We start from the raw sequence: 22,319 nt of genomic DNA on the forward strand, positions 1-22,319 counted from the left end.
CCGATGCCGGGCAGCACCGACGTCGAGGCCGTCTTCCGAGCGGAGTACGGCCGGGCCGTCGCCGTCCTCGTCCGCTTCCTCGGCGACATCGACCTCGCCGAGGAAGCGGTCCAGGACGCCTTCACCACGGCCGTGCGGCGCTGGCCGCAGACCGGTGTGCCGCCGAGCCCGGCCGGATGGATCATCACCACCGCCCGCAACCGGGCCGTGGACCGGCTGCGCCGGGAGTCCACCCGGGACGCCCGCCACGCCGAGGCCGCCCTGCTGCACGCCGCCGACCCGCCCGTGGAGGAGGGCCCCGTGCACGACGACCGGCTCCGCCTGGTCTTCACCTGCTGTCACCCCGCGCTGGCCCCGCAGGCGCAGGTCGCCCTCACGCTGCGGCTGCTCGGCGGGCTCACCACCGCGCAGATCGCGCGGGCCTTCCTCGTCCCCGAGCCGACCATGGCCCAGCGCCTGGTCCGCGCCAAGGCGAAGATCCGCGACGCCCGCATCCCCTACCGGGTGCCACGCGACGCCGACCTGCCCGACCGGCTCAAGGGCGTGCTCGCCGTCGTCTACCTGATCTTCAACCAGGGATACGAGGGCGACGCCGGCCTGTGCGCGGAGGCCGTGCGGCTCGGCCGGCTCCTGACCGAGCTGATGCCGGACGAGCCCGAGGCCACCGGACTGCTGGCGCTGATGCTGCTCGTGGAGTCCCGCCGGGGGGCACGCGAGGACGCCGACGGCGCGCTCGTGCCGCTGCCCGCGCAGGACCGTGCCCGCTGGGACCGGGACCTGATCGCCGAGGGGCAGTCGCTGGTCCGCCGCTGCCTGCGCCGCGACCGGCCCGGGCCCTACCAGATCCAGGCCGCCGTGCAGGCCGTCCACAGCGACGCGCCGACCGCCGAGGACACCGACTGGCGGCAGATCCTGCGCCTGTACGACCAGCTCATGGCCGTCGCGCCGAGCCCGGTCGTGGCCCTGAACCGGGCGGTCGCGGTGGCCGAGACCGATGGCCCGCAGCAGGCCGTCGACCTGGTCGACGCGCTGGACCTGGACCACTACCACGTGTACCACGCGGTCCGCGCGGACCTGTTGCGCCGCCTCCACCGGACCGCCGAGGCCGTACGGGCCTACGAGGCGGCCCTCGCGCTGAGCGAGAGCCGGGCGGAACGCGCCTTCCTGGAACGGCGCAGGCGCGAACTCCTCGCGGACCCGGGAATGAAGCGGGACCCGTAAATGGTTGGCATATACACCGAGCTGATCGCTCGGCCGACAACCAGGGCCGCAAGGCCCGTGCACCCCAGCGAGGCACCGTGACCACCGCAGCCACCCCCGAGCAGCCCGCCGACGTCGTCGCCCGACTGCGCGCCGCCTTCCGCTCCGGCCGCACCAAGCCCGTCGCCTGGCGCACCGACCAGTTGCGCCGGTTGCGCGCGCTGCTCACGGAGCAGGGCGCCGAGCTGGCCGCCGCCCTCCACGCCGACCTGGGCAAGAGCTCCACCGAGGCCTACCGCACCGAGATCGACTTCACCGTCCGCGAGATCGACCACACCCTCGAGCACCTGGACGAGTGGCTGCGCCCCGAATCCGCCCCGGTCCCGGCCCACCTGGGCGCCGACGCGACCGCGTGGACCCAGTACGACCCGCTCGGCGTCGTCCTCGTCATCGCACCCTGGAACTACCCCGCCCAGCTCCTGCTCGCCCCGCTGGTCGGCGCCCTCGCCGCCGGCAACGCGGTGGTCGTCAAGCCCAGCGAGCTCGCGCCCGCCACCTCCGCCGCCCTGGCCCGACTGCTGCCGGCCCGTCTGGACACCGACGCGGTCGCCGTCGTCGAGGGCGGGATCCCGGAGACCACGGCCCTGCTCGCCGAACGCTTCGACCACATCTTCTACACCGGGAACGGCGCCGTCGGCCGCGTGGTCCTGCGCGCCGCAGCCGAGCACCTCACCCCGGTCACCCTCGAACTCGGCGGCAAGTCACCGGCGTTCGTGGACCGCGACGCCGATCTCGCCGTCGTCGCCGACCGGTTGGCCCGCGGCAAGTTCCTCAACGCCGGCCAGACCTGCGTCGCCCCCGACTACGTCCTCACCGACCCGGAGACGGCCGCCGCCCTCGAACCCCTGCTGACGCGCGCGGTCGAGGCGGTCTACGGCGCCGACCCGCAGGCCTCCGCCGAATACGGCCGCATCGTCAACGAACGCCACTTCGACCGGCTCGCCGGCCTGCTCGGCTCCGGCCGCGTCGTCGTCGGCGGCGGCAACGACCGCGCGGACAAGTACATCGCGCCCACCGTCCTCGCCGACGTCGACCCCAAGTCGCCCGTCATGCAGGAGGAGATCTTCGGCCCGATCCTGCCGATCGTCACCGTCGACGGCCTGGACGAGGCGATCGACTTCATCAACGACCGCGACAAGCCCCTTGCCCTGTACGTGTTCACCGAATCCGAGACCACCCGAGGACGCATCGCCGCCGAAACCTCCTCCGGGGGTCTCGGACTCGGCCTGCCGCTCGCCCATCTCACCGTCTCCGACCTGCCGTTCGGCGGTGTGGGGGAGAGCGGAATGGGCAGCTACCACGGGCGCTACTCCATCGAGACGTTCAGCCACCGCAAGGCGGTGCTGGCGAAGCCGCTGGGCTGAGGCGTGGTCCGCAGGTCGGCGGTGACGACCGGGGGAAGCCCTCCGCAACACGGGCCACCGCCATGGCCCGTTGACGGAGGCGGCCGCGACCGCGCCGCTGATCCCGGTGGGTGCGAAACTGCCCGGATGACCACCGAAACGATCACCGCGGAGGCCGCGGGCACCTGGAACATCGGCGACCTGTCCGTCAACCGCCTCGGCTTCGGCGCGATGCGGCTGACGGGCAGCGCCGCCTTCCACCTCGGCACGCCGAGCGACCGCGACCGCTCGATAGCCGTGCTGCGCAGAGCCGTCGAGCTCGGCGTCGACCACATCGACACCGCCGCCTTCTACTTCTCCTCCCTGCGCTCGGCCAACGAACTCATCGGCCGCGCGCTTTCCCCGTACCCGGACGGCCTGGTCATCGCCGCCAAAGTCGGCCCGTACCGCGACTACCGGGGGGAATGGGGGGCCGCCGCCCGCCCCGAGGACCTGCGCGGCCACGTCGAGGAGAACCTGCGCCAGCTCGGCCGCGACCACCTCGACCTCGTCTACCTGCGCAGGATGGGGCAGGAGTCGATCGCCGAGCACTTCGGCGCGCTCGCCGCACTGCGCGAGGAGGGCCTGGTCCGCCACCTCGGGATCTCGGCGGTCCAGCCCCGCCACCTCGCCGAGGCGCAGGCCATCGCCCCGGTGGCGAGCGTGCAGAACGAATTCGGTCTCGGCCACCCCGGCCCGGCGTCCGCGGAACTGCTCGGGCTCTGCGGCGAACAGGGCATCGCCTTCGTCCCCTACTTCGCCATCGCCGGGGAGGGGGCCGAACACGGGGCGACCGCCGCCCACGACGAGGAGGTGCTGCGCATCGCCCGCGCCCACGACGCGACGCCCGCCCAGGTCCGGCTCGCCTGGACCCTCGCCCAGGGACGGCACGTCCTGGCCATCCCCGGCACCGGAAACCCCGCTCACCTGGCCGAGAACGTGGCCGCCGGAGCGCTGCGCCTCACGGGGGAGGAGACGGACCGCCTGAACGCGGCCCACCGCGGCGCAGGCCGCGCGCAGGGGGACTGACCCGCCCCGGCCGCCGCGACAACAGGCCGTACCGGCCCCCACTGGCGCGTACCAAGTTTTACGTATAACCTCACCCGTCAATCCCTTCCGGAAGAGTTCTTCCGCAAGGGGCCCCGTACAGCGTCCGCACACCCCCCGAAAGGTCCCGATGAGCCGCATCGCCCTGGTCACCCTCGTCGTCGACGACTACGACGAGGCGATCCGCTTCTACACCGAGGCGCTCGGCTTCCGGCTCGTCGAGGACGAACCCCGCCCCGACGGCGCCCGCTGGGTCGTCGTACGGCCGGGAGACGGCCAGGGCGGCGTCGGGCTGCTGCTCGCCCGCGCCAAGGGCGACGCCCAGCGCGCCCGCGTCGGCGACCAGACCGGCGGCCGCGCCGGGTTCTTCCTGCACACCGGGGACTTCGCCGGCGACCACGCCCGTATGCGCGCCGCCGGCGTGACCTTCCTGGAGGAGCCCCGCCACGAGACCTACGGCTCCGTCGCCGTCTTCCAGGACCTGTACGGAAACCGCTGGGACCTGCTCCAGCCCGCCGTCTGAGCACCGCCTGCCGAACCACTCGCCGAGGAACACGCACATGCCCCACATCGACACCGACACCCTCCGCCGGCTTCCCAAGGCCGTCCTGCACGACCACCTCGACGGCGGCCTGCGCCCCGCCACCGTCGTCGAGCTCGCGGCGACGGTCGGCCACACGCTGCCCACCACCGACCCCGACGAGCTCGCCGCCTGGTACTTCGAGGCCGCCAACTCGGGCGACCTGGTGCGCTACATAGCCACCTTCGAGCACACCCTCGCCGTCATGCAGACCCGCGAGGGCCTGCTGCGCACCGCCGAGGAGTACGTCCTCGACCTCGCCGCCGACGGCGTCGTCTACGGCGAGGTCCGCTACGCCCCCGAGCTGATGCTGAACGGCGGGCTGACGCTCCCCGAGGTCGTCGAGACGGTCCAGGAGGGCCTGGCCGCGGGCATGGCGAAGGCCGCCGCCGCGGGCACGCCCGTCCGGGTCGGCACCCTGCTCTGCGGCATGCGCATGTTCGACCGCACCCGGGAGACCGCCGACCTCGCGGTCGCCTTCCGGGACGCGGGCGTCGTCGGCTTCGACATCGCCGGAGCCGAGGACGGCTTCCCGCCCGCCGACCACCTCGACGCCTTCGAGCACCTGCGCCGCGAGAGCGTCCCCTTCACCATCCACGCCGGGGAGGCCCACGGCCTGCCCAGCATCCACCAGGCCCTTCAGGTGTGCGGCGCCCAGCGCATCGGGCACGGCGTGCGCATCACCGACGACATCGTCGACGGCAAGCTCGGCCGTCTCGCCGGCTGGGTGCGCGACCGCCGGGTCGCGCTCGAGATGTGCCCGACCTCCAACCTCCAGACCGGGGCCGCCGTCTCCATCGCCGAGCACCCGATCACCGCGCTGAAGGACCTCGGCTTCCGGGTCACCCTCAACACCGACAACCGTCTGGTCTCCGGCACGACGATGACCCGCGAGATGTCGCTCCTGGTCGAGGAGGCGGGCTGGACGATCGAGGACCTGCGCACGGTCACGGTCAACGCCCTCAAGAGCGCGTTCATCCCGTTCGACGAGCGCCGGGCCCTCATCGAGGACGTCGTCCTGCCGGGCTACGCGTCCGCGCTCTGAATCAGCCCGCGGACGTAGGCGGCCTGTCCGACGTGCTGGAGATCGTCGGACAGGACGCTGACCAGCCGCACGCCCAGGGTGACCGGCGGATCCCAGCGCTCGTCCACGACGCGCTCCAGGTCCGCCGCGGTGAGCGCGCGCAGAGCCGTCAGGGTCTGCGCGTGCACGGCGTCGTGGTAGCCGGTGAGCAGCCCTGCGTCCTGGACGCGCACCTTGGCGACCTTCGCGGTGCTGTGCCCGTACCCGATGTCATGGCGGGGCAGGCCGAGGCCGAACCGTTTCTCCCAGTCCTGCGTCAGCCACACCTGGTCGAGCCCGAAGGCGTCGGCGACGTGGTCGTCCTGGACCCGGGTGAGATGCCACGCCAGCCACGCGATCGAGTTGGCCTCGGCGGCGGGCCGGGCGTTGAGGCCGTCGGGGTCCAGGCCCTCGACGGCGGCGTGGACCTCTTCCTGGATGCGGTTGAACCCGTCGATGAGGATGTCCTTGGCATGCATACGTCCACCATCGCGCAGGGCGCGCTCACTCGCCCGCCGTTTCGAGCAGCCCCATCAGTGCTCGGGCCGCGGGACTGGTGGAGCGGGCGGGCGGCAGCAGCGCCACCGTCTCGTACACCGCCTCGCCGGTGCCGCTGAGGGCGAGCGCGGTGAGGGCCTCGCGCTTGTGCCGGAAATGGCGCGGCACGACCGCGACGCCGAGGTTCTCGTCCACCAGGTCCAGCAGACTGTGCACGTCGTTCACCTCCAGGGCGACCGTGCGCCGCACCCCGGCCTCGGCGAACGCGGCGTCGGTGGCGCGGCGCGGACCCCAGTCGGGATGGAAGTCGACGAAGACCTCGTCGGCCACGTCCTGGGGCGTCAGCGCCGCCCGGACCCCGGCGAGGCGGTGGTCGGGGTGGCACAGCGCGTACATCGGCTCGGTGGCCAGCGGTACGCAGCGCAGCTGGTCGGTGTCGGTCTGGGTGCGGTAGGCGAACGCCAGGTCGAGCCGGCCGGCCGCCACCTCCTCGCCCAGCGCGCCCGAGCCGGTCTGGCGCAGCCGGATCTCCACGTCCGGGTGCCGCCGCCGGAACGCTGCGAGCAGCCCCGCCACGTGCACCCCGGCGATGCACTGTTCGGTGCCCACCGAGAGGGTGCCGCGGACCACGCCCTGCACGGCGGCCACCGCCTCGTGGGCCGCCCGTACCTGTGCCAGGACCCGCTCCGCCTCCGCGAGCAGGGCCCGGCCCGCCTCCGTCAGCGTCACCCTTCGGGTGGTCCGTACGAACAGGGGGGCGCGCAGTTCCCGCTCCAGTGCCCGGATCGAGGCCGACAGCCCCGACTGGGAGACCATGAGGCGTTCGGCGGCCCGGGTGAAATGCTGGTCCTCGGCGACCGCGACGAAGTGCTGGAGGTGGCGCAGTTCCATGATTGAGAAGCGTATCCGCTGAATCTCATCGGATTCTTCTGTTGGACCACTACCCGCAGGCAGAGCCAGAGTGGAGGACGGTTCCCGAAGCTGATCCTCCCGAACCCGATCGTCGTGCCAACCCCTCCTGGAGTCGCGTTGTACACCGCACACCCCGACCGTTACGCGGACATGCCCTACCGGCGCACAGGACGCAGCGGCCTGAAGCTCCCCGCGCTGTCGCTCGGACTGTGGCACAACTTCGGCCCGGACCGCCCGGTCGAGACCCAGCGGGCCATCCTGCGCCGCGCCTTCGACCTCGGCGTCACCCACTTCGACCTGGCCAACAACTACGGCCCGCCGCCCGGCGCCGCCGAGTCCGCCCTGGGCGGGTTCCTGAAGACCGACTTCGCGCCGTACCGCGACGAGCTGGTGATCTCCACGAAGGCCGGCTATCTGATGTGGCCCGGCCCGTACGGCGAGTGGGGCTCGCGCAAGTACGTGCTGTCCTCGCTGGACCAGAGCCTGCGGCGCATGGGCCTGGACTACGTCGACGTCTTCTACTCGCACCGCCCGGACCCGGAGACTCCCCTGGAGGAGACGATGGGCGCCCTGCACAGCGCGGTCCAGCAGGGCAAGGCGCTCTACGTCGGCGTCTCCAACTACTCGGCGGAGCAGACCCGCGAGGCGGCCCGCATCCTCGGTGAACTGGGCACCCCGCTCCTCATCCACCAGCCGCGCTACTCGATGCTGGACCGCCGCCCGGAGAGCGAGGGCCTGCTGGACGCCCTGGACGAGCTCGAGGTCGGTTCGATCGTGTTCTCCCCGCTGGAGCAGGGCCTGCTGACCGGCCGCTACCTGGACGGCATCCCGGAGGACTCGCGGGCGGCGAGCGACAGCCCGTTCCTGAACTCCGAGGCGCTCACCGAGGAGCTCGTCGGCAAGCTGCGCGCGCTGGACGACATCGCCAGGTCCCGCGGCCAGTCCCTCGCCCAGCTGGCCCTGGCCTGGGTGCTGCGCGGCGGCCGGGTGACCTCCGCGCTGGTGGGCGCGAGCAGCGCCCGGCAGATCGAGGACAGCGTGGGCGCTCTGGCCCGGCTGGACTTCGAGGACGAGGAGCTGACCCGGATCGACGCGGTGATCAACGGCTGAGCCGTTCCGTCAGCCGGACGGTCACCCGGTCGCCCTCCTGCTTTCCGATCGCCTTGCGCACCTCGGCCCTGACGGGGAGTTTGTGGGTGCCGCCGCCGAGGGCCATGAACGAACTCCGGAACGGATGTCCGTCGACGGCCCCGCGGATCCTGACCGGTCCGTGGGTGCCGAAGAATTCGGCGGACTCCGGCCGGACGGCATAGGTCCGGCCGCCCTTCGCCGGGCTCTTGCGCAGGACGGCCGTGAATTCGGCGTTCAGTGTTCCGTTTGTCGTTCCGTTCGTGCTCATGATGTCCTCCGCTCGCGGTGATCCCTTTTCGGGTGGACTGCCGCGAGCGGGGGAATTCATCGCTGTCCGGGCTCAGGCCGCGGCGGGCACCCGGTCGAGGAATCCGAGGACGGCGGTGATCCGGTCCTGTGCGTCCAGGGTGATGACGTCGGATCCGGCCACCGGCGCCGAACCCTCCCCGGCGGGGGCGCCCTCGGCCTCGCTCACCAGTTCCCAGGAGAAGCGGGCCGTGTCGTGGTGCCCGTCGACCGTGCCCGTGAGGCGGAAGGAGAAGCCCGGGAACTGCGCGTGGACCGCCGCGACGAGGGCCGCGATCTGCTCGTGGCCGACGGCGTCGGCGAGCGGGTCGGTGTACCGTCCGTCCACCGCCCACGCTGCGTTGACAGCCTTGGCCAAGGCCTCGGACTCGCGTGCGTTCCAGGCCTCGAAGTAGCGGGCGACGGCGTTTGCGTAACGGTCGGTGTTCGCGGACATGGTGGAATCAGCCTCCGTCGAGGTCGTCGTTACTGGTCAGAACCCGGATTCGGCTCTTCGCCGATCCGGTGTGACCACCTTGCCCGCACCCGACGGTCCGGGTCGATTACCTGTCGGGTAATGACGACGGCTCCCGGCGTTCGCAGGATTTCGGCCATGAACGCCAGGGAATATGCCAGGAGACTGGCCAAAAAGTCATGGTGACAGTGTTTCAAGAGTGAACATACTCGAATGTCAGGGGCGAGTTCACTCGCAGGAGCCGCACGGAAAGCGAGGCGCAACCGGCAATCGAGCACCGGGGGAGAGGGACGTGCACGACGAATTCCTGTGCCATGTCACGGCGTACGGCGTCTGCGACGGCCGGCGCATCGGCGTACCGCTCGGCACCTACCGGGCTCCGACGCTGGCGCTCGCCCTGTGGTGGCTGCGGGACCGGGCCTCGTGGATGGCCGAACGGCTGGATCCGCGACCCGAGAGCGGGCACTTCCCCCCGGGCGCGCTGGTCCCGGTGGCGGACACCGTGCGCGACGTCCCCGCGTTGCTGCGCGCCTGGTGCGCCGACATGGAGCGGCAGGAGCTGGTGGCCGACGAGTTGGCGGGCGGCCGCCTGGTGCGGATCGCGGTCAGCGACGACACCACCGAGTACGAACTGCTCGCCGAGTCCGTCGACGCGCTGCGCATGCAGCGGACCGTCCCGGCCCTCGTCCTCCCCGTCGGCTGACACCCGCCGTCACCGGGCATGCAGGGGAGCGAATCGCTAGAATTTCGGGCATGGTGGAGCGGCCGGTCTCCTCGACCGCGCCCGCACTCGTGCTGGAGACCGAGACGGGCTCCACCCTGCTGGTGCCCGGCCACGACTACCGCGTCGGCCGCGACCCGCTCAGCGACATCGTCATCGACGACACCCGCGTCTCCTGGCGTCACGCCGTGCTGCGGCCGGAGGGCGATCACTGGACCGTCGAGGACCGGCACAGCACCAACGGCACCTACACCGACGGCGGCCGGGTCCACGAGTGGCGGGTCGGCCCCGGCAGCGTGATCCGCTTCGGCAGCCCGTCCGACGGGCCGTACGTCGCCCTGTCGTGCCCTCCCCCCTCCTGGGCCGGGCTTCCGCCGGGCGTGTCGATGCCCGCGCTGACCGGGACCTTCCGGCACCCCGCCAGCGTCAGGCCGCTGCCGTCGCACACCGTCCGGATCGGCCGTGCCGACGACAACGACCTGGTCGTCGACGACCTCGTCGTCTCGCGTCGGCACGCCGAACTGCGCCCGCGGCCCGACGGCGGACACGAGATCGTCGACCTGGACAGCCACAACGGGACGTACGTCAACGGGCTGCCCGTCCACCGCGTCCCGCTCGGCCCCGGAGACGTCGTCGGCATCGGGCACTCGGCGTTCTGTCTCGTCGGCGGCCGGCTCCAGGAATACGTCGACACCGGCGCGGTCTGCCTCGACGTCCAGGACCTGACCGTCACCGTAGACCGCGGCCGCAAGGTCCTCCTGGACCACGTGTCGTTCCCGGTGGAGGAGAAGTGCCTGCTCGCGGTCGTCGGCCCGAGCGGCGCCGGGAAGTCCACCCTGCTCGGCGCCCTCACCGGCCAGCGCCCCGCCGACCACGGCACGGTCGTCTACGACGGCCGCGACCTCTACCGCGACTACGCCGAGCTGCGCCAGCGCATCGGACTGGTCCCGCAGGACGACATCCTGCACGCCCAGCTGACCGTGCGCGCCGCCCTCGGCTACGCCGCCGAACTGCGCTTCCCCCAGGACACCGCGAAGGCGGAGCGCCGGGAACGGGTCGCGGAGGTCATCCGCGAACTGGGCCTCGAACAGCGCGCCGACCAGCCCGTGCACAGCCTCTCCGGCGGCCAGCGCAAACGGGTGAGCGTGGCCCTGGAACTGCTCACCAAACCGTCGCTGCTCTTCCTGGACGAGCCGACCTCCGGCCTCGACCCCGGCATGGACCGCTCGGTGATGCACATGCTGCGCGGTCTCGCCGACGACGGCCGCACGGTCGTCGTCGTCACCCACAGCGTCCTCAGCCTCGATGTCTGCGACCGACTGCTGGTGCTCGCGCCGGGCGGCCGGACCGCCTACTACGGGCCGCCCGAGGACGCCCTCGCCTTCTTCGGCTTCGAGCAGTGGCCCGAGGCCTTCGAGGCGTTCGAGCGCGACCGGGACCGCGACTGGGCGGGGGAGTACCGCGACTCGCCGCTGCGGCGGCAGTACGTCGTCGACTCCAGCGTGCAGCCCCGGCTGCCCCGCTCCGGGCCGGTCATCATGCTGCCGCCGCCCCGGCCCCGCGGCAGGGCCGCCCAGCTCGGCACCCTCGTCCGGCGCTACACGGCCGCGCTCGCCGCCGACCGCGCCTTCCTCGCGATCATGATCGCTCTCCCGTTCGTCATGGGCGCGATGGCCCGGGCCCTCGCCGGGAGCGGGCTGACCCGGGACACCGCGATGAACGCGCTGCTCGTCCTGTGCGTCGGAGCCGTCCTGACCGGGGCGGCCAACGCCGTGCGCGAACTCGTCAAGGAACGCGTGATCTACCGGCGGGAACGCGCCGTCGGCCTGTCCAGATCGGCCTACCTGCTGTCCAAGGTGGTGGTGCTGGGCACGGTCACCGTCGTGCAGGCGGTGGTGCTGACCCTGGTCGCCCTGCTCGGGGTCGACCTCCACGCGCCCGGCGGCGAGGGCGTGCTGATGCCGCCCCTGGCCGAGATCACCGTCGCCGTGGCGCTGCTGGCCTTCACGGCGATGATGCTCGGCCTGGTGGTCTCCGCGCTGGTGCGCAAGGAGGAGGTGACGATGCCGCTGCTGGTGCTGCTCGCCCTCGTCCAGGTGGTCTTCTGCGGGGCGCTGCTGAAACTGCAAGGCGTGCCGGGACTGGAGCAGTTCTCGTGGCTGGTGCCCGCACGGTGGGCACTGGGGGCGATGGCCGGCACGGTCGGGCTGTCCCGGATCGTGCCCGGCGACATCGCCGGTGACCCGCTGTTCGAGCACGCGGCGGGGGTGTGGCTGCTCGACGTGACGATGCTGGTCGTGCTCTCGGCGGTCTTCGGACTCATCGTCTCCCGTCTGCTGCGCCGACAGGAGCCCGCGGTGATGCGGACATAGCCGCCGTGCCGCACCCGGGGCCACCGGGAAGCGGCGTGGAGCAGGGCGGGACGGGAAGCGGCGGGGCGCAGGATGCGGTGGGGCGCAGGGCGGGGACGGGAAGCCGCGGCGGCGGTGTTCGCCCCGCCTCACTCCTGACCCGTCCCGCCGAGGGTTGCGCGCGCCGGGCGATCACCGTGCGCCGGGCCGCCGCGCCGGGCGGGCCCCGCCGCACACATCGCGCCGTCCTCGCAGGTGACGGCTCCGCACACGCCGTCCGTCCTGACGCCGAGTCCCTCGCAGCGGGCGCGCACCGGCCGCCGTCCCGGTGTCCGAGGATCACGTCGGCTGCGTGAAGAGGGACGGGCCCGGCGCGCCCGGCGCCGCCGCGGCCGCCGTCAGCGGGGTCGCGTTCCTCTCCGGCGGCGGACCAGGCCCGCCGACAGCCCGCCCAGGAAGCCCGTGACCAGCCCCCACAGCGCGGCCAGGCCCAGCGCCGACCACACCTCGGCACGCAGAAACACCTCTCCGGACAGATCGCCGCCCAGGTCGCCGAGACCGACCACGAACAGGCCGTAGTGCGCGGAGACCCGGCCGACCAGGCAGATCATCAGCACCGTGAGCACCAGCGCGACCGCCATGTGCAGGGCGTGCCGCCAGGGAGGCGTCCGCGGCGGCGAGTGGGCGGCCGTCAGGAACGCCGCCGCCAGCAGCAGCACCGCGTCCACGGCGACGAGCCACCACACGCGGCCGTCGTGCTCGGCGAGACTGCTCAGGTTCAGTCGTGCGGTGTCCTGGCCGCGCAGCACCTCGTCCAGGACATGCGGCATCGGCAGCCCGAACGGGCCCTCCACCCGGCCGTTCCAGGTGGCCCCCAGCCCGATGGTGAACGTCAGCCACATCAGATTGGGCATCCCGAGCAGCACCACCGCGAGGGTCTCGGCGGTGCGCCCCCGGGTCGCCGCGACGACGAGCGCGACGACCACGCCCACTGCGACGCAGACGAGCAGCAGCGCGACCATCGCGTGCGCGGCGGGCCGTACCGACTCCTGCAGGCGCAGCATCCGGGCCGGCAGCGGGGCCCCGCGCGCGACCAGCAACGCCAGCACCAGTACCCCGGCCAGCCACAGCAGCCCGATCACGAGCGTGCGCGGCACGTCCGCGGAGAAGCCGGCCTCGGGGCTGACACCGAACAGTTCGCCCAGGTCGCTCAGCGTGTCGTCGCCGAGGGGGATCGCGAAGGTCCGGTGCGCGGCGAGCGCCACGCCGAGGAGGCCGAGCAGCCACACGACGGCGATCCGGGCCGCCCATCCGGCCAGCTCCCCGGCACCCGCCACCGCACGGTGCCGCAGCGGCCGCAGAAAGCCCGCGCCGACCACGAGCGCCCCGGTCAGGGTGACGGACAGCGGGATCACCGTCAGGCCGGCCCGGGTGTCGGCGAGCCCGCCGGCGTCACCGGAGAGCTCCACCGTGCCGCCGACGGCCGTGACGACGGTCGCCGCGACCACCCGGGGGAAGGCGCCCTCCGGCAGATCCGAGGCTCCGGCCGCCCACAGACCCAGCGCGGCCACCACCCCCATGGCGATCAGTCCGGCCACCGCCGTGGCGAACGCCCGGCCCCAGCCGTGGCGCAAGACTGCCTGGTCACGAGGGCTGTACGGGCTCACCCTGCCACGCTAAGCAGCACGGGAGGAGCGCGCCTGCCGGGAGGGCCGTCCGCGTCGGGGCGGCCTGCGGGCCCCGACCGGAGCGCAGTGTGAGGCAGCCCATGGTCATTGTGTCCAGGAGGTGACGAGAGACTGGGACTGCACGGCGCGGCACGGGGTACGAGCACTGGTGCACAGCAGCGTCCGGCCAGTCCGGCCTCCGAGAGAGAAACGCATGATCGAGCACCTGGACGGGGCAGTGATACCGATTGGTTTCGATGTACCCGTGGAACCGCTACGGCGGGCGGCGCACTACACCGGTGAGCCCGGATGCATAGCCGAGGCCCGAGAGTTCGCCGCCCACTTCGTCGACCAGCTCAGGACGGAGTGGTGCGCCACGATCGGCGACCGGGTGAGCGGTGAGGTGATGCTGGTGGTCAGCGAGCTGGTGACCAACGCCGACCGGCACAGCAACGGGCCGTACATCCTGGAACTGGAGGGCACGGACGCCTCGGTCACGGTGAGCGTCTACGACAGCAGCGACGCGCTGCCCATGAGGTTCCCCAAGGACCCCGAGCGCATCGGCCGTCACGGTCTGGAGATCGTGCACGCGGTGGCGGCGGAGGTCACCGCCGAGCGGGTGCCGGTCGGCAAGCGGGTCCGCGCGGTGCTCACCTTCGAGGTATAGGCGCCCGGGGCGGCCCGCCCCACGCCCGCGTCGGCCGACGCGTCTTCGCCGGCCGACGCTTTGCTGTCTGTCGCTTTCCTGTCCGTCACAGGGGTCTGTCAGCCGCAGGGGTCGGTTCCGGGAGCCTTCACTCCGCCTGCCTCACCCCCGCGGGCGTCGCCGGTCAGGCGCAGCCCAGCTCGCCCAGCATCCCCTGGCGCAGGCGCATGATGATCCGCTTGATCAGGCGGGAGACGTGCATCTGGGAGCAGCCGAGCCGCTCGCCGATCTCCGCCTGGGTGGCCTCCTCGACGAACCGCATGTGGAGGATCTGCCGGTCGCGCTCGCTGAGCTCCGCCATGAGCGGCGCCAGCGAGTGGAAGTCCTCGACGAGCCGCAGCCCGTCCTCCTCCACGCCGATGAAGTCGGCGAGGACCGACTCGCCGTTCTCGGGGCCGTCGCCGGTGAGCGCTGCGTCGAGCGAGGAGGAGTTGTAGCCGTTGGCCGCGATCTGCGCCTCGACCACCTGGTGCTCGGCGAGGTTCATCAGCGTGGCCAGCTCCGCCACCGTCGGCTCCCGGTCCAGGCGGCTGGAGAGCTCGTCCCGCGCCCTGGCCAGTTCGACCCGCAGCTCCTGCAGCCGCCGCGGCACGTGCACGGCCCACGTCGTGTCCCGGAAGAAGCGCTTGATCTCACCGACGATGTACGGCAGCGCGAACGAGGTGAACTCCACCTCGCGCGAGACCTCGAACCGGTCGATGGCCTTGATCAGGCCGATCATCCCGGTCTGGACGATGTCCTCCATGTCGTCCCCGCGGCCGCGGAACCGGCCGGCCGCGAAGCGCACCAGGGACATGTTCATCTCGATGAGCGTGTTGCGGGCGTACTGGTATTCGTGCGTGCCCTCCTCGAGCACGGCGAGCCGGCTGAAGAACTGCCGGGACAGTTCGCGTGCGTCGCGCGGAGCCACGCTGCGGGGCGCTTCGATGCCCGGCAGCGGCGCGCCGGCCGTGCTGGTGAGGGCGGTGCCCTCGACGACCTCTGCCTCCGACCGGTTCACGGCGGTCTGCATGGTCTCTCCCTCGACAGTCACGGTTCGACGTCTGTTGCTCTCGGTCCGTGAGCGGACACGGGTGTGTACGCCTTCTGAGGGGGCGGGTACCCGGTCCTCGCCGACTCATGCGTGCCGAATGCGGCCGGATTTTCCGAGGCGACCCGCCCCGGGGCACCTCCACGGATCTGCGCGGATCCGCCCGGGACTCCCTGGATCTGCCCGGATCTCTTCCGATCCCGCCTGCGGGGCCGGTCGAGCCGTTGTCGGCCGGGCCGGCCCCGCCCGGCGACCCCCTCGCACGGGCCGGGCGATTCCACCGAGGGCGCAACGCCCGACCCTTGCCGCGGGCGTCGTCGCTCCTAGGCTTGAGAGGTGAGCAACCAAGCGCCGAACCGAGCCCGCGTGATCCCGCTGCGCCCGCCTGCCGTGCGCCCGGACACCGCTGCCCCCGTCCCCGCCGACCGCAGGCCCGCCGCGCGCGAGCCCCTGTGGCGCGACCTGGTCGGAGACGTGCTGCGCCGCGAACGTCAGGCGCAGGAACGCACCCTCAAGGACGTCGCCGACTCGGCCCGCATCTCCATGCCGTACCTCTCGGAGGTGGAACGCGGCCGCAAGGAGGCCTCCTCGGAGGTCCTCGCGGCCGCCGCCCAGGCCCTCGGCCTGAGCCTGGGCGATCTGCTGGCCCGGGCCCAGGGAGAGCTGATCAGGCTCACCGCCCGGCATCCCGAGCGGCGTCGTGCGACGACCACCTCGTCGCACGACGGTCTCTGCCTGGCCGCGTGACGCGGTGTGCGGGCCGGCGTCTCACGCCTTGGCGAGACGCCGGCTCACCACCTCGTCGGCCAGCCCGTAGGCCACCGCCTCCGGGGCGGTGAACACCTTGTCCCGGTCCATGTCGGCGCGCAGGGTCGTGATGTCGTGACGGGTGTGCCGGGCCAGCACCTCCTCCACCTGTGAGCGGATCCGGACCATCTCCTTGGCCTGCAACGACAGGTCCGACACCGTGCCCTGCCGGCCGCCGCTCGCGGGCTGTCCGAGCAGCACGCGCGCGTGCTCCAGCACGAACCGCCGGCCGGGGTCCCCGCCCGCGAGCAGCACGGCCGCCGTCGACGCCGCCTGACCGACGCAGAACGTCGAGATCGGCGCCTGGACGTACGTCATCGTGTCGTAGATCGCCATCAGCGAGGTGAACGAGCCGCCGGGCGAGTTGAGGTAGATCGCGATCTCGCTCTCCGGGGCCGCCGACTCCAGATGGAGCAGTTGCGCGATGACGACGTTGGCGACGCCGTCGTCGATCTCCGTGCCGACGAAGATGATCCGCTCGGACAGCAGCCGGCTGAACACGTCGTAGGAACGCTCGCCCTGCGGGGTCCGCTCGACCACGTTCGGAATCGTGTAGGTCCCCATGTCACAGCCCCATCCGTCGCCTGGAGGCGGCCGGTCGGACGTCCGCCAGGGACTCCACCACCCGGTCCACCATGCCGTACTCCCTGGCCTCCTCGGCCGTGAACCAGCGGTCGCGGTCCCCGTCGCGGGAGATGGTCTCCGGGGACTGGCCGGTGTGCTCGGCGGTGATCCGCTCGATGGTCCGCTTGGTGAACTCCAGGTTCTCCGCCTGGATCTCGATGTCCGCGGTGGTGCCGCCGATCCCGGCCGACGGCTGGTGCATCATGACGCGCGCGTTCGGCAGCGCGTACCGCTTGCCGGGCGCGCCGACGCTGAGCAGGAACTGGCCCATGCTGGCCGCGAAACCCATGGCGAGCGTCGAGACGTCGTTGGGGATCAGCCGCATCGTGTCGTAGATCGCCAGCCCCGCGTGCACCGATCCGCCCGGGCTGTTGATGTACAGGCTGATGTCGGTGCGCGGGTCCTCGGCCGAGAGGATCAGCAGTTGGGCGCAGACCCGGTTCGCGGAGACCTCGTCGACCTGGGTGCCCAGTAGGACGATGCGCTGTCCCAGCAGTTGGGCGGCGAGCTGGTCGTCGAAGCGGGTGGGCGCCGTCTCGCCCTCCTCGGCGCGGGGAGCGAGCATGGTGAGTGCGGTCATCGGTTCTCCTCGTCGTGGCGCGAAAGCCGTCGACTTCACTCTCACCTCGGGGCGACGCCAGGACGCCCGTTCTCTGCCCGCGGCAGATTCGCCACCGGCAGAGCGTCCGGGCGGCGAACGACCGGGGTCCGATCGGCAGCCGGTCCGCCGATGAGTTTTGGAGCCCGCGGGAGTCGACACCGATGACCGCGTTCCGCGCCCAGGAGGTATTCATGACCACCGACGGATTCACCACGTGTCTCTGGTTCGACGGCCAGGCCGAGGAAGCCGCCCACTTCTACGTCTCGGTCTTCAAGAACTCCAGCATCGGCTCGATCGGCCGCTACAACGAGGCCGGCCCCGGACCGGCGGGCTCGGTGCTGGCCGTGGAGTTCACGGCCAACGGGCAGAAGTTCGTCGGCATCAACGGCGGACCGGAGTTCAAGTTCAGCGAGGCGATCTCCTTCCAGATCTACTGCGCGGACCAGGAGGAGGTCGACCACTACTGGGCCAAGCTCACCGAGAACGGCGGCGAGGGCGGGCCCTGCGGCTGGCTCAAGGACAGGTTCGGCCTGTCCTGGCAGGTCATTCCCGACGGGCTGATCGAGATGATCAGCGACCCCGACCCGGAGAAGGCCGTCCGCACCACCAAGGCCATGTACGCCATGGGCAAGCTCGACATCGCCGCCCTGCGCAAGGCCTACGAGGGCGAGTAGACGGCGGTCGCCGGGGGTGCGGCGGCGCCCCCGGCCTCGGCCAGGATCTCCCGGATCACATGCCGGGAGTTCTCCGCCAGCGGCGGGTTGGTGTCCCAGTAGTACGGCAGCTGGATCAGCGAGATGGACAGCGCCCAGCCCCGGCCGCGCGCCCACTCGGCGTCGTCCGCGCCCACGGCCTCGCGGAACACCCCGCGTGCCGCCGCGGGCAGCAGATTCCACGCCACGATCAGATCGACGGCCGGGTCGCCCACCCCGACGCCGCCGAAGTCGATCACCGCTGTGAGCCTGCCGTCCTCCACCAGCACGTTGCCCGGCGAGAGGTCTCCGTGGGCCCACACGGGCGGCGCGGCGCGTCCCGGGGCCCGCAGCGCCTCCTCCCAGACGGCGGTGACCGCGTCAATGTCGATCCGCCCGGTGAGCCGGGCCAGGGCGTCGCGGGTGGGGCCGTCGCGCTCGGCCAGCGGAACGCCCCGGTCGCTCGGCGGCCCGCCCTGCGGGTCGATCCGGCGCAGGGCGGTGACGAACGCCGCCAGCTCCACGGCCAGCGACAGCGGCCTGTCGACGGCGCCCGCGACCGGATTGCGGCCGTCCAGCCAGCGGTACACCGACCAGGGCCAGGCGAACCCCTCGCCCGGCAGACCCCGTTCCAGCGGCACCGGGGCCGCGACGGGCAGCCGCGGACCCAACCGGTCCAGCCAGTGCTGCTCGTGCGCCACGCTCCCGACCGCCCCGGGATGCCGGGGCAGCCGCACCACCTTGTCGGCGCCCAGCCGGAACATCGCGTTCTCGGTCCCGGACGAGGCCAGCCGCCGCACGGGCAGTCCGGCCCACTGCGGGAACTGGGCGGCGACGAGCCGGCTCACCAGCGCGTCGTCCAGGTCGACCTCGTCCGGACGCATCTTCACGGCAGCGCACATGCGTCCCATTGGACGAGGCCGACTGCCGTGCCGTCCAACGGATTTCAGCAGGGGCGCGGCCTGCGTGCCCGGCTCGCCCTCGAAGGCCTCCGTGTTCGGCGCGCGGGCGGGGGGCCGGGTGACTAGCGTGAGGAACCGGACAATCCATCTCACCGGGAGGGCCGTCGTCATGGCCGTACGACCAGAGGGGGCCCCTTGTTGGGCCGACGCGATGTTCAGCGACCTGGAGGGCGCCAAGAGCTTCTACGGCGACGTCCTCGGCTGGACCTTCGGGGAGGCGTCGTCGGAGTACGGGAACTACACCCAGGCCTACGTGGGCGGCAAGGCGGTCGCCGCCGTCGTCCCGCCGATGCCCGGCCAGGAGGGCCAGTCGCAGTGGTGCCTGTACTTCGCCTCCCCGGACGCCGCCGCGACCGCCGGCCGGATCCGTGACAACGGCGGCGAGGTGCTGATGGGGCCCATGCAGGTCGGCGAGTTCGGCACGATGTGCCTGGGGCGCGAGCCCGGCGGCGCGGTGTTCGGCGTCTGGCAGGCGGGCGTCCACGAGGGCTTCGAGGCCCCGCCCGAGCAGCCCGGAGCGTTCTGCTGGGCCGAGGTCTTCACCCGCGACGCCGAGAAGACGGACGCGTTCCTCCCGGCCGTGTTCCCCTACTCGGTGAAGCAGATGGTGGACGACGCCGTCGACTTCCGGATGTTCGAGATCGGCGGCGACACCGTGCTCGGCCGCATGAAGATGACGGAGGAGTTCCCGCCCGAGGTGCCTTCGTACATCAACGTCTACTTCACCGTCGACGACTGCGACGACGCGGTGGCCAGGGCCACCAAGCTCGGCGGCGTCCTGCGCTTCGGCCCGATGGACACCCCGTTCGGGCGGTTCGCGGCGATCAGCGACCCGCAGGGCGCGAACTTCTCGGTGATCGACGTGACCACCACCGCGGGCGAGATGCCGCAGACCCGGGACGTGTCCTAGAGCGCGTACCCGGTGGTGATCGAAGACGGTTCGGGCCGCTGGGGCCGAACCGGTCGGCCGGGCCCGCTGAAGGCGTCCCTCACACGCTGATGGTGATCTTGCCGCGGGCCCGACCGTCCCGCAGGCACCGGATGGCCTCGGGGACGTCGGCCAGCAGGTACGTCCGGTGGACGACGGGTTTCACGGAGCCGGCCTCGACCAGGTCCGCGAGGAGCCGAAGATCTTCGTGCTTCTGTGCGGAGACGAGCCCCAGCAGCCGTTGGCCGACGAACGGTGACAGCGCCATCGCCCGCAGTGTGCGGCCGATGCCGCCGGTCCACTTGCCGCCGCCCTCGCCGCCGACGATGACGAGGGTTCCGCGCGGGGTGAGGGCGCGGCGTAGCCGGCGCAGCGGCCGGTTGCCCGCGATGTCGAGGACGAGGTCGTAACGGCGGGCGCCGTCCGTCGGGTCCTCGCAGGTGTAGTCGATGACCTCGTCCGCCCCGAGGGAGCGGACCATGTCCGTACCGGCCGGGCCGCAGACGCCGGTGACGTGCGCGCCGAACGCCTTGGCGAGCTGGACGGCGAAGCTGCCCACCCCGCCGGACGCGCCGATGATCAGGACACGCTGTCCGGCCCGCACGCGTCCGGCGTCCCGCAGGGCCTGCAGGGCGGTGCATCCGGACACGGGTATCGCGGCCACCGTCGCGAAGTCCGGGCCGGGCGGCTTCGGCGCGAGCCGGTCCTGCTGGGCGTACGCGTACTCGGCGAACGCCCCGTCGCAGGTGCCGTACACCTCGTCGCCGGGCCGGAAGCGGCTCACCCCCGCGCCGACGGCCTCGACGACACCCGCCGCGTCCATGCCCCGCACACGGGGTCTCGACCCGCGCAGCCCATGGGGCGTGAGGCGGATCGGGTACGGCAGCCCGGCCGTGACGTGCCATACGCCCGGATCGACCGCGGAGGCGTGGACGCGCAGCAGCACCTCGTCGCTGCCGGGCGTCGTCGGCTCGGCGACCTCTTCGAGGCGCAGGACCTCGGGGGGGTCCGTAGCGGTCGTGGACGATGGCCTTCATGGAGGCCCTCCCTCGGATTCGGGGTACTGGAAGACCTTTTCGAGCGGGACGGCGAACACCCGGGCGATCTGGAAGGCCATCTCCAGCGAGGGCGAGTACCGGCCCTGCTCGATGGCGATGACGGTCTGGCGGGTCACGCCGATGCGGCGGGCGAGTTCGGCCTGGGTCATCTCGCCGTGGGCGAACCGCAGGGCCCGGATCGCGTTGGTGACCCTGGTCGGCCTCACCACGGGTGGAGGCCGAACCGGTAGGCGACGATCTTCACCCCGGATGCGAGCAGCGCGGACAGGACGAACGCCAGGTAGATCGCGTTGGCGATCCAGAACTGGTCGACGCGGGCCATCGCCAGGACGAGCCCGGCCACGCCGCCGATGACCAGGAACGACTGGCCGATGTACGAGCCGAAGCGGTGGATCTCCCCGTCACGCCGGTCCTTGACGTTCGCACCCTCGGGCGACACGGTCGACACGATGATGTGCAGTGCGAACGACGCGGCGATGGCGGCGCAGACCGTCCACAGCAGCGCTGCCGCATAGGGCGTGTGAGCCAGGGGCGCGGGTCCGCCCCGCCCGAGGACGACCGCCAGGTATGCCGCGTACGACGTGATCGTGACCAGGGCCAGGATCCAGGCCCGTTTCTCTTCGAATGCCACTACCGGCTCCCCATGTGAATCGAACCTGACATCAGGGAGTGTCAAGCAGACGCGACACCATGTCAAGATTTCTGTACATCGGGCCGGGCGGTGGCGGGAGGCGCCGCAGGGGGGTGGCGCCCGGTCGCCGGTTCGCCAACGCTGGGGCAGCCGGACGGCCCGCCCGGCCATGGCATGATCGTGCGCATGCGTGAACGAGTGGTGGCCGCGTGCGACGGGGCTTCGAAGGGAAACCCGGGACCGGCGGGCTGGGCGTGGGTGGTCGCGGACGACGCGGAGGCGCCGGCCCGCTGGGAGGCGGGACCGCTCGGCAAGGCCACCAACAACGTCGCCGAACTCACCGCACTGGAACGCCTGCTGGCGGCGACGGACCCGGCCGTGCCGCTCGAGGTCCGGATGGACTCGCAGTACGCCATGAAGGCCGTCACCACCTGGCTGCCCGGCTGGAAGCGCAACGGCTGGAAGACGTCGGCCGGGAAGCCGGTGGCCAACCAGGAGCTGGTCGTCCGCATCGACGAGCTGCTCGACGGCCGCTCGGTCGACTTCCGCTATGTGCCCGCACACCAGGTCGACGGCGACCCGCTCAACGACTTCGCCGACCGCGCCGCCAGTCAGGCGGCGATCGTCCAGCAGCCGGCCGGCAGCGACCGGGGTTCCCCGGAGCCGCCGGCCTCACCGGACACCCCCAAGGCGAAGTCCGGACAGAAAAGCGGCCGCCCCGCCGGGAACAAGTCGTCCCGGCGGAGCGGCGGTTCGTCCGCCCGCACGATCAAGGCCAAGTTCCCCGGCCGTTGTCTGTGCGGCCGCTCCTACGCGGCCGGCGAACAGATCGCCAAGAACGCGCAGGGCTGGGGGCACCCGGAGTGCCGTACGGCGGACGTGGACGCGGGCTGAGCGTCCGCGCGGTG

General features: G+C 72.3%; 25 protein-coding genes. 13 read left to right on the forward strand and 12 right to left on the reverse strand.

What is annotated here, in order from left to right; translation table 11 throughout:
* Positions 1–3: 3 nt before the first annotated feature.
* The 5 genes from ACZ7DE_RS24875 (at position 4) to ACZ7DE_RS24895 (ending at position 5,314) form a co-directional block, all read left to right on the forward strand.
* Positions 4–1,221 carry an RNA polymerase sigma factor gene (locus ACZ7DE_RS24875; RefSeq protein WP_470764734.1) on the forward strand — a complete coding sequence of 406 codons (1,218 nt, stop codon included), beginning with the start codon at positions 4–6 and terminating at the stop codon, positions 1,219–1,221.
* A gap of 77 nt (positions 1,222–1,298) precedes the next feature.
* Positions 1,299–2,624, forward strand: coding sequence for an aldehyde dehydrogenase family protein (locus ACZ7DE_RS24880; protein ID WP_470764737.1), 1,326 nt, complete (start codon positions 1,299–1,301; stop codon positions 2,622–2,624).
* Between the two features lie 126 nt (positions 2,625–2,750).
* A complete protein-coding gene (locus ACZ7DE_RS24885) occupies positions 2,751–3,671 on the forward strand; it encodes an aldo/keto reductase (protein ID WP_470764739.1) in 921 nt (306 codons plus the stop codon).
* A gap of 148 nt (positions 3,672–3,819) precedes the next feature.
* Positions 3,820–4,212, forward strand: a complete 393-nt coding sequence (locus ACZ7DE_RS24890; protein WP_470764741.1) for a VOC family protein — start codon at positions 3,820–3,822, stop codon at positions 4,210–4,212.
* A 37-nt stretch (positions 4,213–4,249) separates the two neighbouring features.
* On the forward strand, positions 4,250–5,314 hold the full coding sequence (locus ACZ7DE_RS24895) for an adenosine deaminase (RefSeq protein WP_470764743.1): 1,065 nt from the start codon (positions 4,250–4,252) through the stop codon (positions 5,312–5,314).
* On the opposite strand, the gene ACZ7DE_RS24900 is transcribed toward ACZ7DE_RS24895, so the two are convergent.
* Positions 5,296–5,811, reverse strand: coding sequence for a mycothiol transferase (locus ACZ7DE_RS24900; protein WP_470764745.1), 516 nt, complete (start codon positions 5,809–5,811; stop codon positions 5,296–5,298). The two genes, ACZ7DE_RS24895 and ACZ7DE_RS24900, sit on opposite strands and share 19 nt — an antisense overlap.
* 25 nt (positions 5,812–5,836) lie before the next feature.
* On the reverse strand, positions 5,837–6,721 hold the full coding sequence (locus ACZ7DE_RS24905; protein ID WP_470764747.1) for a LysR family transcriptional regulator: 885 nt from the start codon (positions 6,719–6,721) through the stop codon (positions 5,837–5,839).
* A gap of 138 nt (positions 6,722–6,859) precedes the next feature.
* Between ACZ7DE_RS24905 and mgrA the strand changes: the two genes are divergently transcribed.
* Positions 6,860–7,852: an L-glyceraldehyde 3-phosphate reductase gene (gene mgrA / locus ACZ7DE_RS24910; RefSeq protein ID WP_470764749.1), complete on the forward strand. Its 993-nt coding sequence runs from the start codon at positions 6,860–6,862 to the stop codon at positions 7,850–7,852.
* On the opposite strand, the gene ACZ7DE_RS24915 is transcribed toward mgrA, so the two are convergent.
* The gene (locus ACZ7DE_RS24915; RefSeq protein WP_470764751.1) at positions 7,842–8,141 is read right to left on the reverse strand and encodes a DUF1905 domain-containing protein; all 300 of its coding nucleotides are present in this window, start codon (positions 8,139–8,141) and stop codon (positions 7,842–7,844) included. The genes mgrA and ACZ7DE_RS24915 overlap by 11 nt on opposite strands.
* 72 nt (positions 8,142–8,213) lie before the next feature.
* On the reverse strand, positions 8,214–8,615 hold the full coding sequence (locus tag ACZ7DE_RS24920; protein WP_470764753.1) for a nuclear transport factor 2 family protein: 402 nt from the start codon (positions 8,613–8,615) through the stop codon (positions 8,214–8,216).
* Positions 8,616–8,925: 310 nt separating this feature from the next.
* Here ACZ7DE_RS24920 and ACZ7DE_RS24925 point away from each other — a divergent pair, with 310 nt between their 5' ends.
* Both ACZ7DE_RS24925 and ACZ7DE_RS24930 read left to right on the forward strand, forming a co-directional pair.
* Entirely contained in the window at positions 8,926–9,336 is a 411-nt protein-coding gene (locus tag ACZ7DE_RS24925; protein ID WP_470764755.1) for a hypothetical protein, read from the forward strand.
* A gap of 50 nt (positions 9,337–9,386) precedes the next feature.
* Entirely contained in the window at positions 9,387–11,726 is a 2,340-nt protein-coding gene (locus tag ACZ7DE_RS24930) for an FHA domain-containing protein (protein WP_470764757.1), read from the forward strand.
* Positions 11,727–12,103: 377 nt separating this feature from the next.
* On the opposite strand, the gene ACZ7DE_RS24935 is transcribed toward ACZ7DE_RS24930, so the two are convergent.
* Positions 12,104–13,372: a streptophobe family protein gene (locus ACZ7DE_RS24935; RefSeq protein WP_470764759.1), complete on the reverse strand. Its 1,269-nt coding sequence runs from the start codon at positions 13,370–13,372 to the stop codon at positions 12,104–12,106.
* Between the two features lie 214 nt (positions 13,373–13,586).
* Between ACZ7DE_RS24935 and ACZ7DE_RS24940 the strand changes: the two genes are divergently transcribed.
* The gene (locus tag ACZ7DE_RS24940; protein WP_470764761.1) at positions 13,587–14,039 is read left to right on the forward strand and encodes an ATP-binding protein; all 453 of its coding nucleotides are present in this window, start codon (positions 13,587–13,589) and stop codon (positions 14,037–14,039) included.
* Between the two features lie 163 nt (positions 14,040–14,202).
* On the opposite strand, the gene ACZ7DE_RS24945 is transcribed toward ACZ7DE_RS24940, so the two are convergent.
* Positions 14,203–15,090, reverse strand: coding sequence for an RNA polymerase sigma factor SigF (locus ACZ7DE_RS24945; protein WP_470764763.1), 888 nt, complete (start codon positions 15,088–15,090; stop codon positions 14,203–14,205).
* A 354-nt stretch (positions 15,091–15,444) separates the two neighbouring features.
* Between ACZ7DE_RS24945 and ACZ7DE_RS24950 the strand changes: the two genes are divergently transcribed.
* A complete protein-coding gene (locus ACZ7DE_RS24950) occupies positions 15,445–15,855 on the forward strand; it encodes a helix-turn-helix domain-containing protein (protein ID WP_470764765.1) in 411 nt (136 codons plus the stop codon).
* Positions 15,856–15,876: 21 nt separating this feature from the next.
* Here ACZ7DE_RS24950 and ACZ7DE_RS24955 read toward each other — a convergent pair whose 3' ends face one another.
* Both ACZ7DE_RS24955 and ACZ7DE_RS24960 read right to left on the reverse strand, forming a co-directional pair.
* Entirely contained in the window at positions 15,877–16,479 is a 603-nt protein-coding gene (locus ACZ7DE_RS24955) for a ClpP family protease (RefSeq protein WP_470764767.1), read from the reverse strand.
* A gap of 1 nt (position 16,480) precedes the next feature.
* Positions 16,481–17,119 (reverse strand): ATP-dependent Clp protease proteolytic subunit, encoded by a 639-nt coding sequence (locus ACZ7DE_RS24960; RefSeq protein ID WP_470764769.1) that lies wholly within the window; start codon positions 17,117–17,119, stop codon positions 16,481–16,483.
* Between the two features lie 212 nt (positions 17,120–17,331).
* On the opposite strand from ACZ7DE_RS24960, the gene ACZ7DE_RS24965 reads away from it, so the two are divergent.
* Positions 17,332–17,814 (forward strand): VOC family protein, encoded by a 483-nt coding sequence (locus tag ACZ7DE_RS24965; RefSeq protein ID WP_470764771.1) that lies wholly within the window; start codon positions 17,332–17,334, stop codon positions 17,812–17,814.
* Here the strand turns inward: ACZ7DE_RS24965 and ACZ7DE_RS24970 are convergent.
* Entirely contained in the window at positions 17,799–18,743 is a 945-nt protein-coding gene (locus tag ACZ7DE_RS24970) for an aminoglycoside phosphotransferase family protein (RefSeq protein ID WP_470764773.1), read from the reverse strand. The genes ACZ7DE_RS24965 and ACZ7DE_RS24970 overlap by 16 nt on opposite strands.
* Before the next feature lie 160 nt (positions 18,744–18,903).
* Between ACZ7DE_RS24970 and ACZ7DE_RS24975 the strand changes: the two genes are divergently transcribed.
* On the forward strand, positions 18,904–19,704 hold the full coding sequence (locus tag ACZ7DE_RS24975; protein WP_470764775.1) for a VOC family protein: 801 nt from the start codon (positions 18,904–18,906) through the stop codon (positions 19,702–19,704).
* A 79-nt stretch (positions 19,705–19,783) separates the two neighbouring features.
* Here the strand turns inward: ACZ7DE_RS24975 and ACZ7DE_RS24980 are convergent, their stop codons facing one another.
* The 3 genes from ACZ7DE_RS24980 to ACZ7DE_RS24990 form a co-directional block, all read right to left on the reverse strand.
* Complete coding sequence (locus ACZ7DE_RS24980; protein WP_470764777.1) at positions 19,784–20,668, reverse strand: NAD(P)-dependent alcohol dehydrogenase; 885 nt, start codon at positions 20,666–20,668, stop codon at positions 19,784–19,786.
* 87 nt (positions 20,669–20,755) lie between these two features.
* Positions 20,756–20,989, reverse strand: coding sequence for a helix-turn-helix transcriptional regulator (locus ACZ7DE_RS24985; protein WP_470764779.1), 234 nt, complete (start codon positions 20,987–20,989; stop codon positions 20,756–20,758).
* Complete coding sequence (locus ACZ7DE_RS24990) at positions 20,983–21,411, reverse strand: hypothetical protein (protein WP_470764781.1); 429 nt, start codon at positions 21,409–21,411, stop codon at positions 20,983–20,985. Before ACZ7DE_RS24990 ends, ACZ7DE_RS24985 begins: the two co-directional genes overlap by 7 nt.
* A 174-nt stretch (positions 21,412–21,585) precedes the next feature.
* On the opposite strand from ACZ7DE_RS24990, the gene ACZ7DE_RS24995 reads away from it, so the two are divergent.
* Entirely contained in the window at positions 21,586–22,305 is a 720-nt protein-coding gene (locus ACZ7DE_RS24995; protein ID WP_470764782.1) for a ribonuclease H family protein, read from the forward strand.
* Positions 22,306–22,319 lie beyond the last annotated feature (14 nt).

This window comes from Streptomyces sp. NPDC037083, from assembly GCF_055606485.1.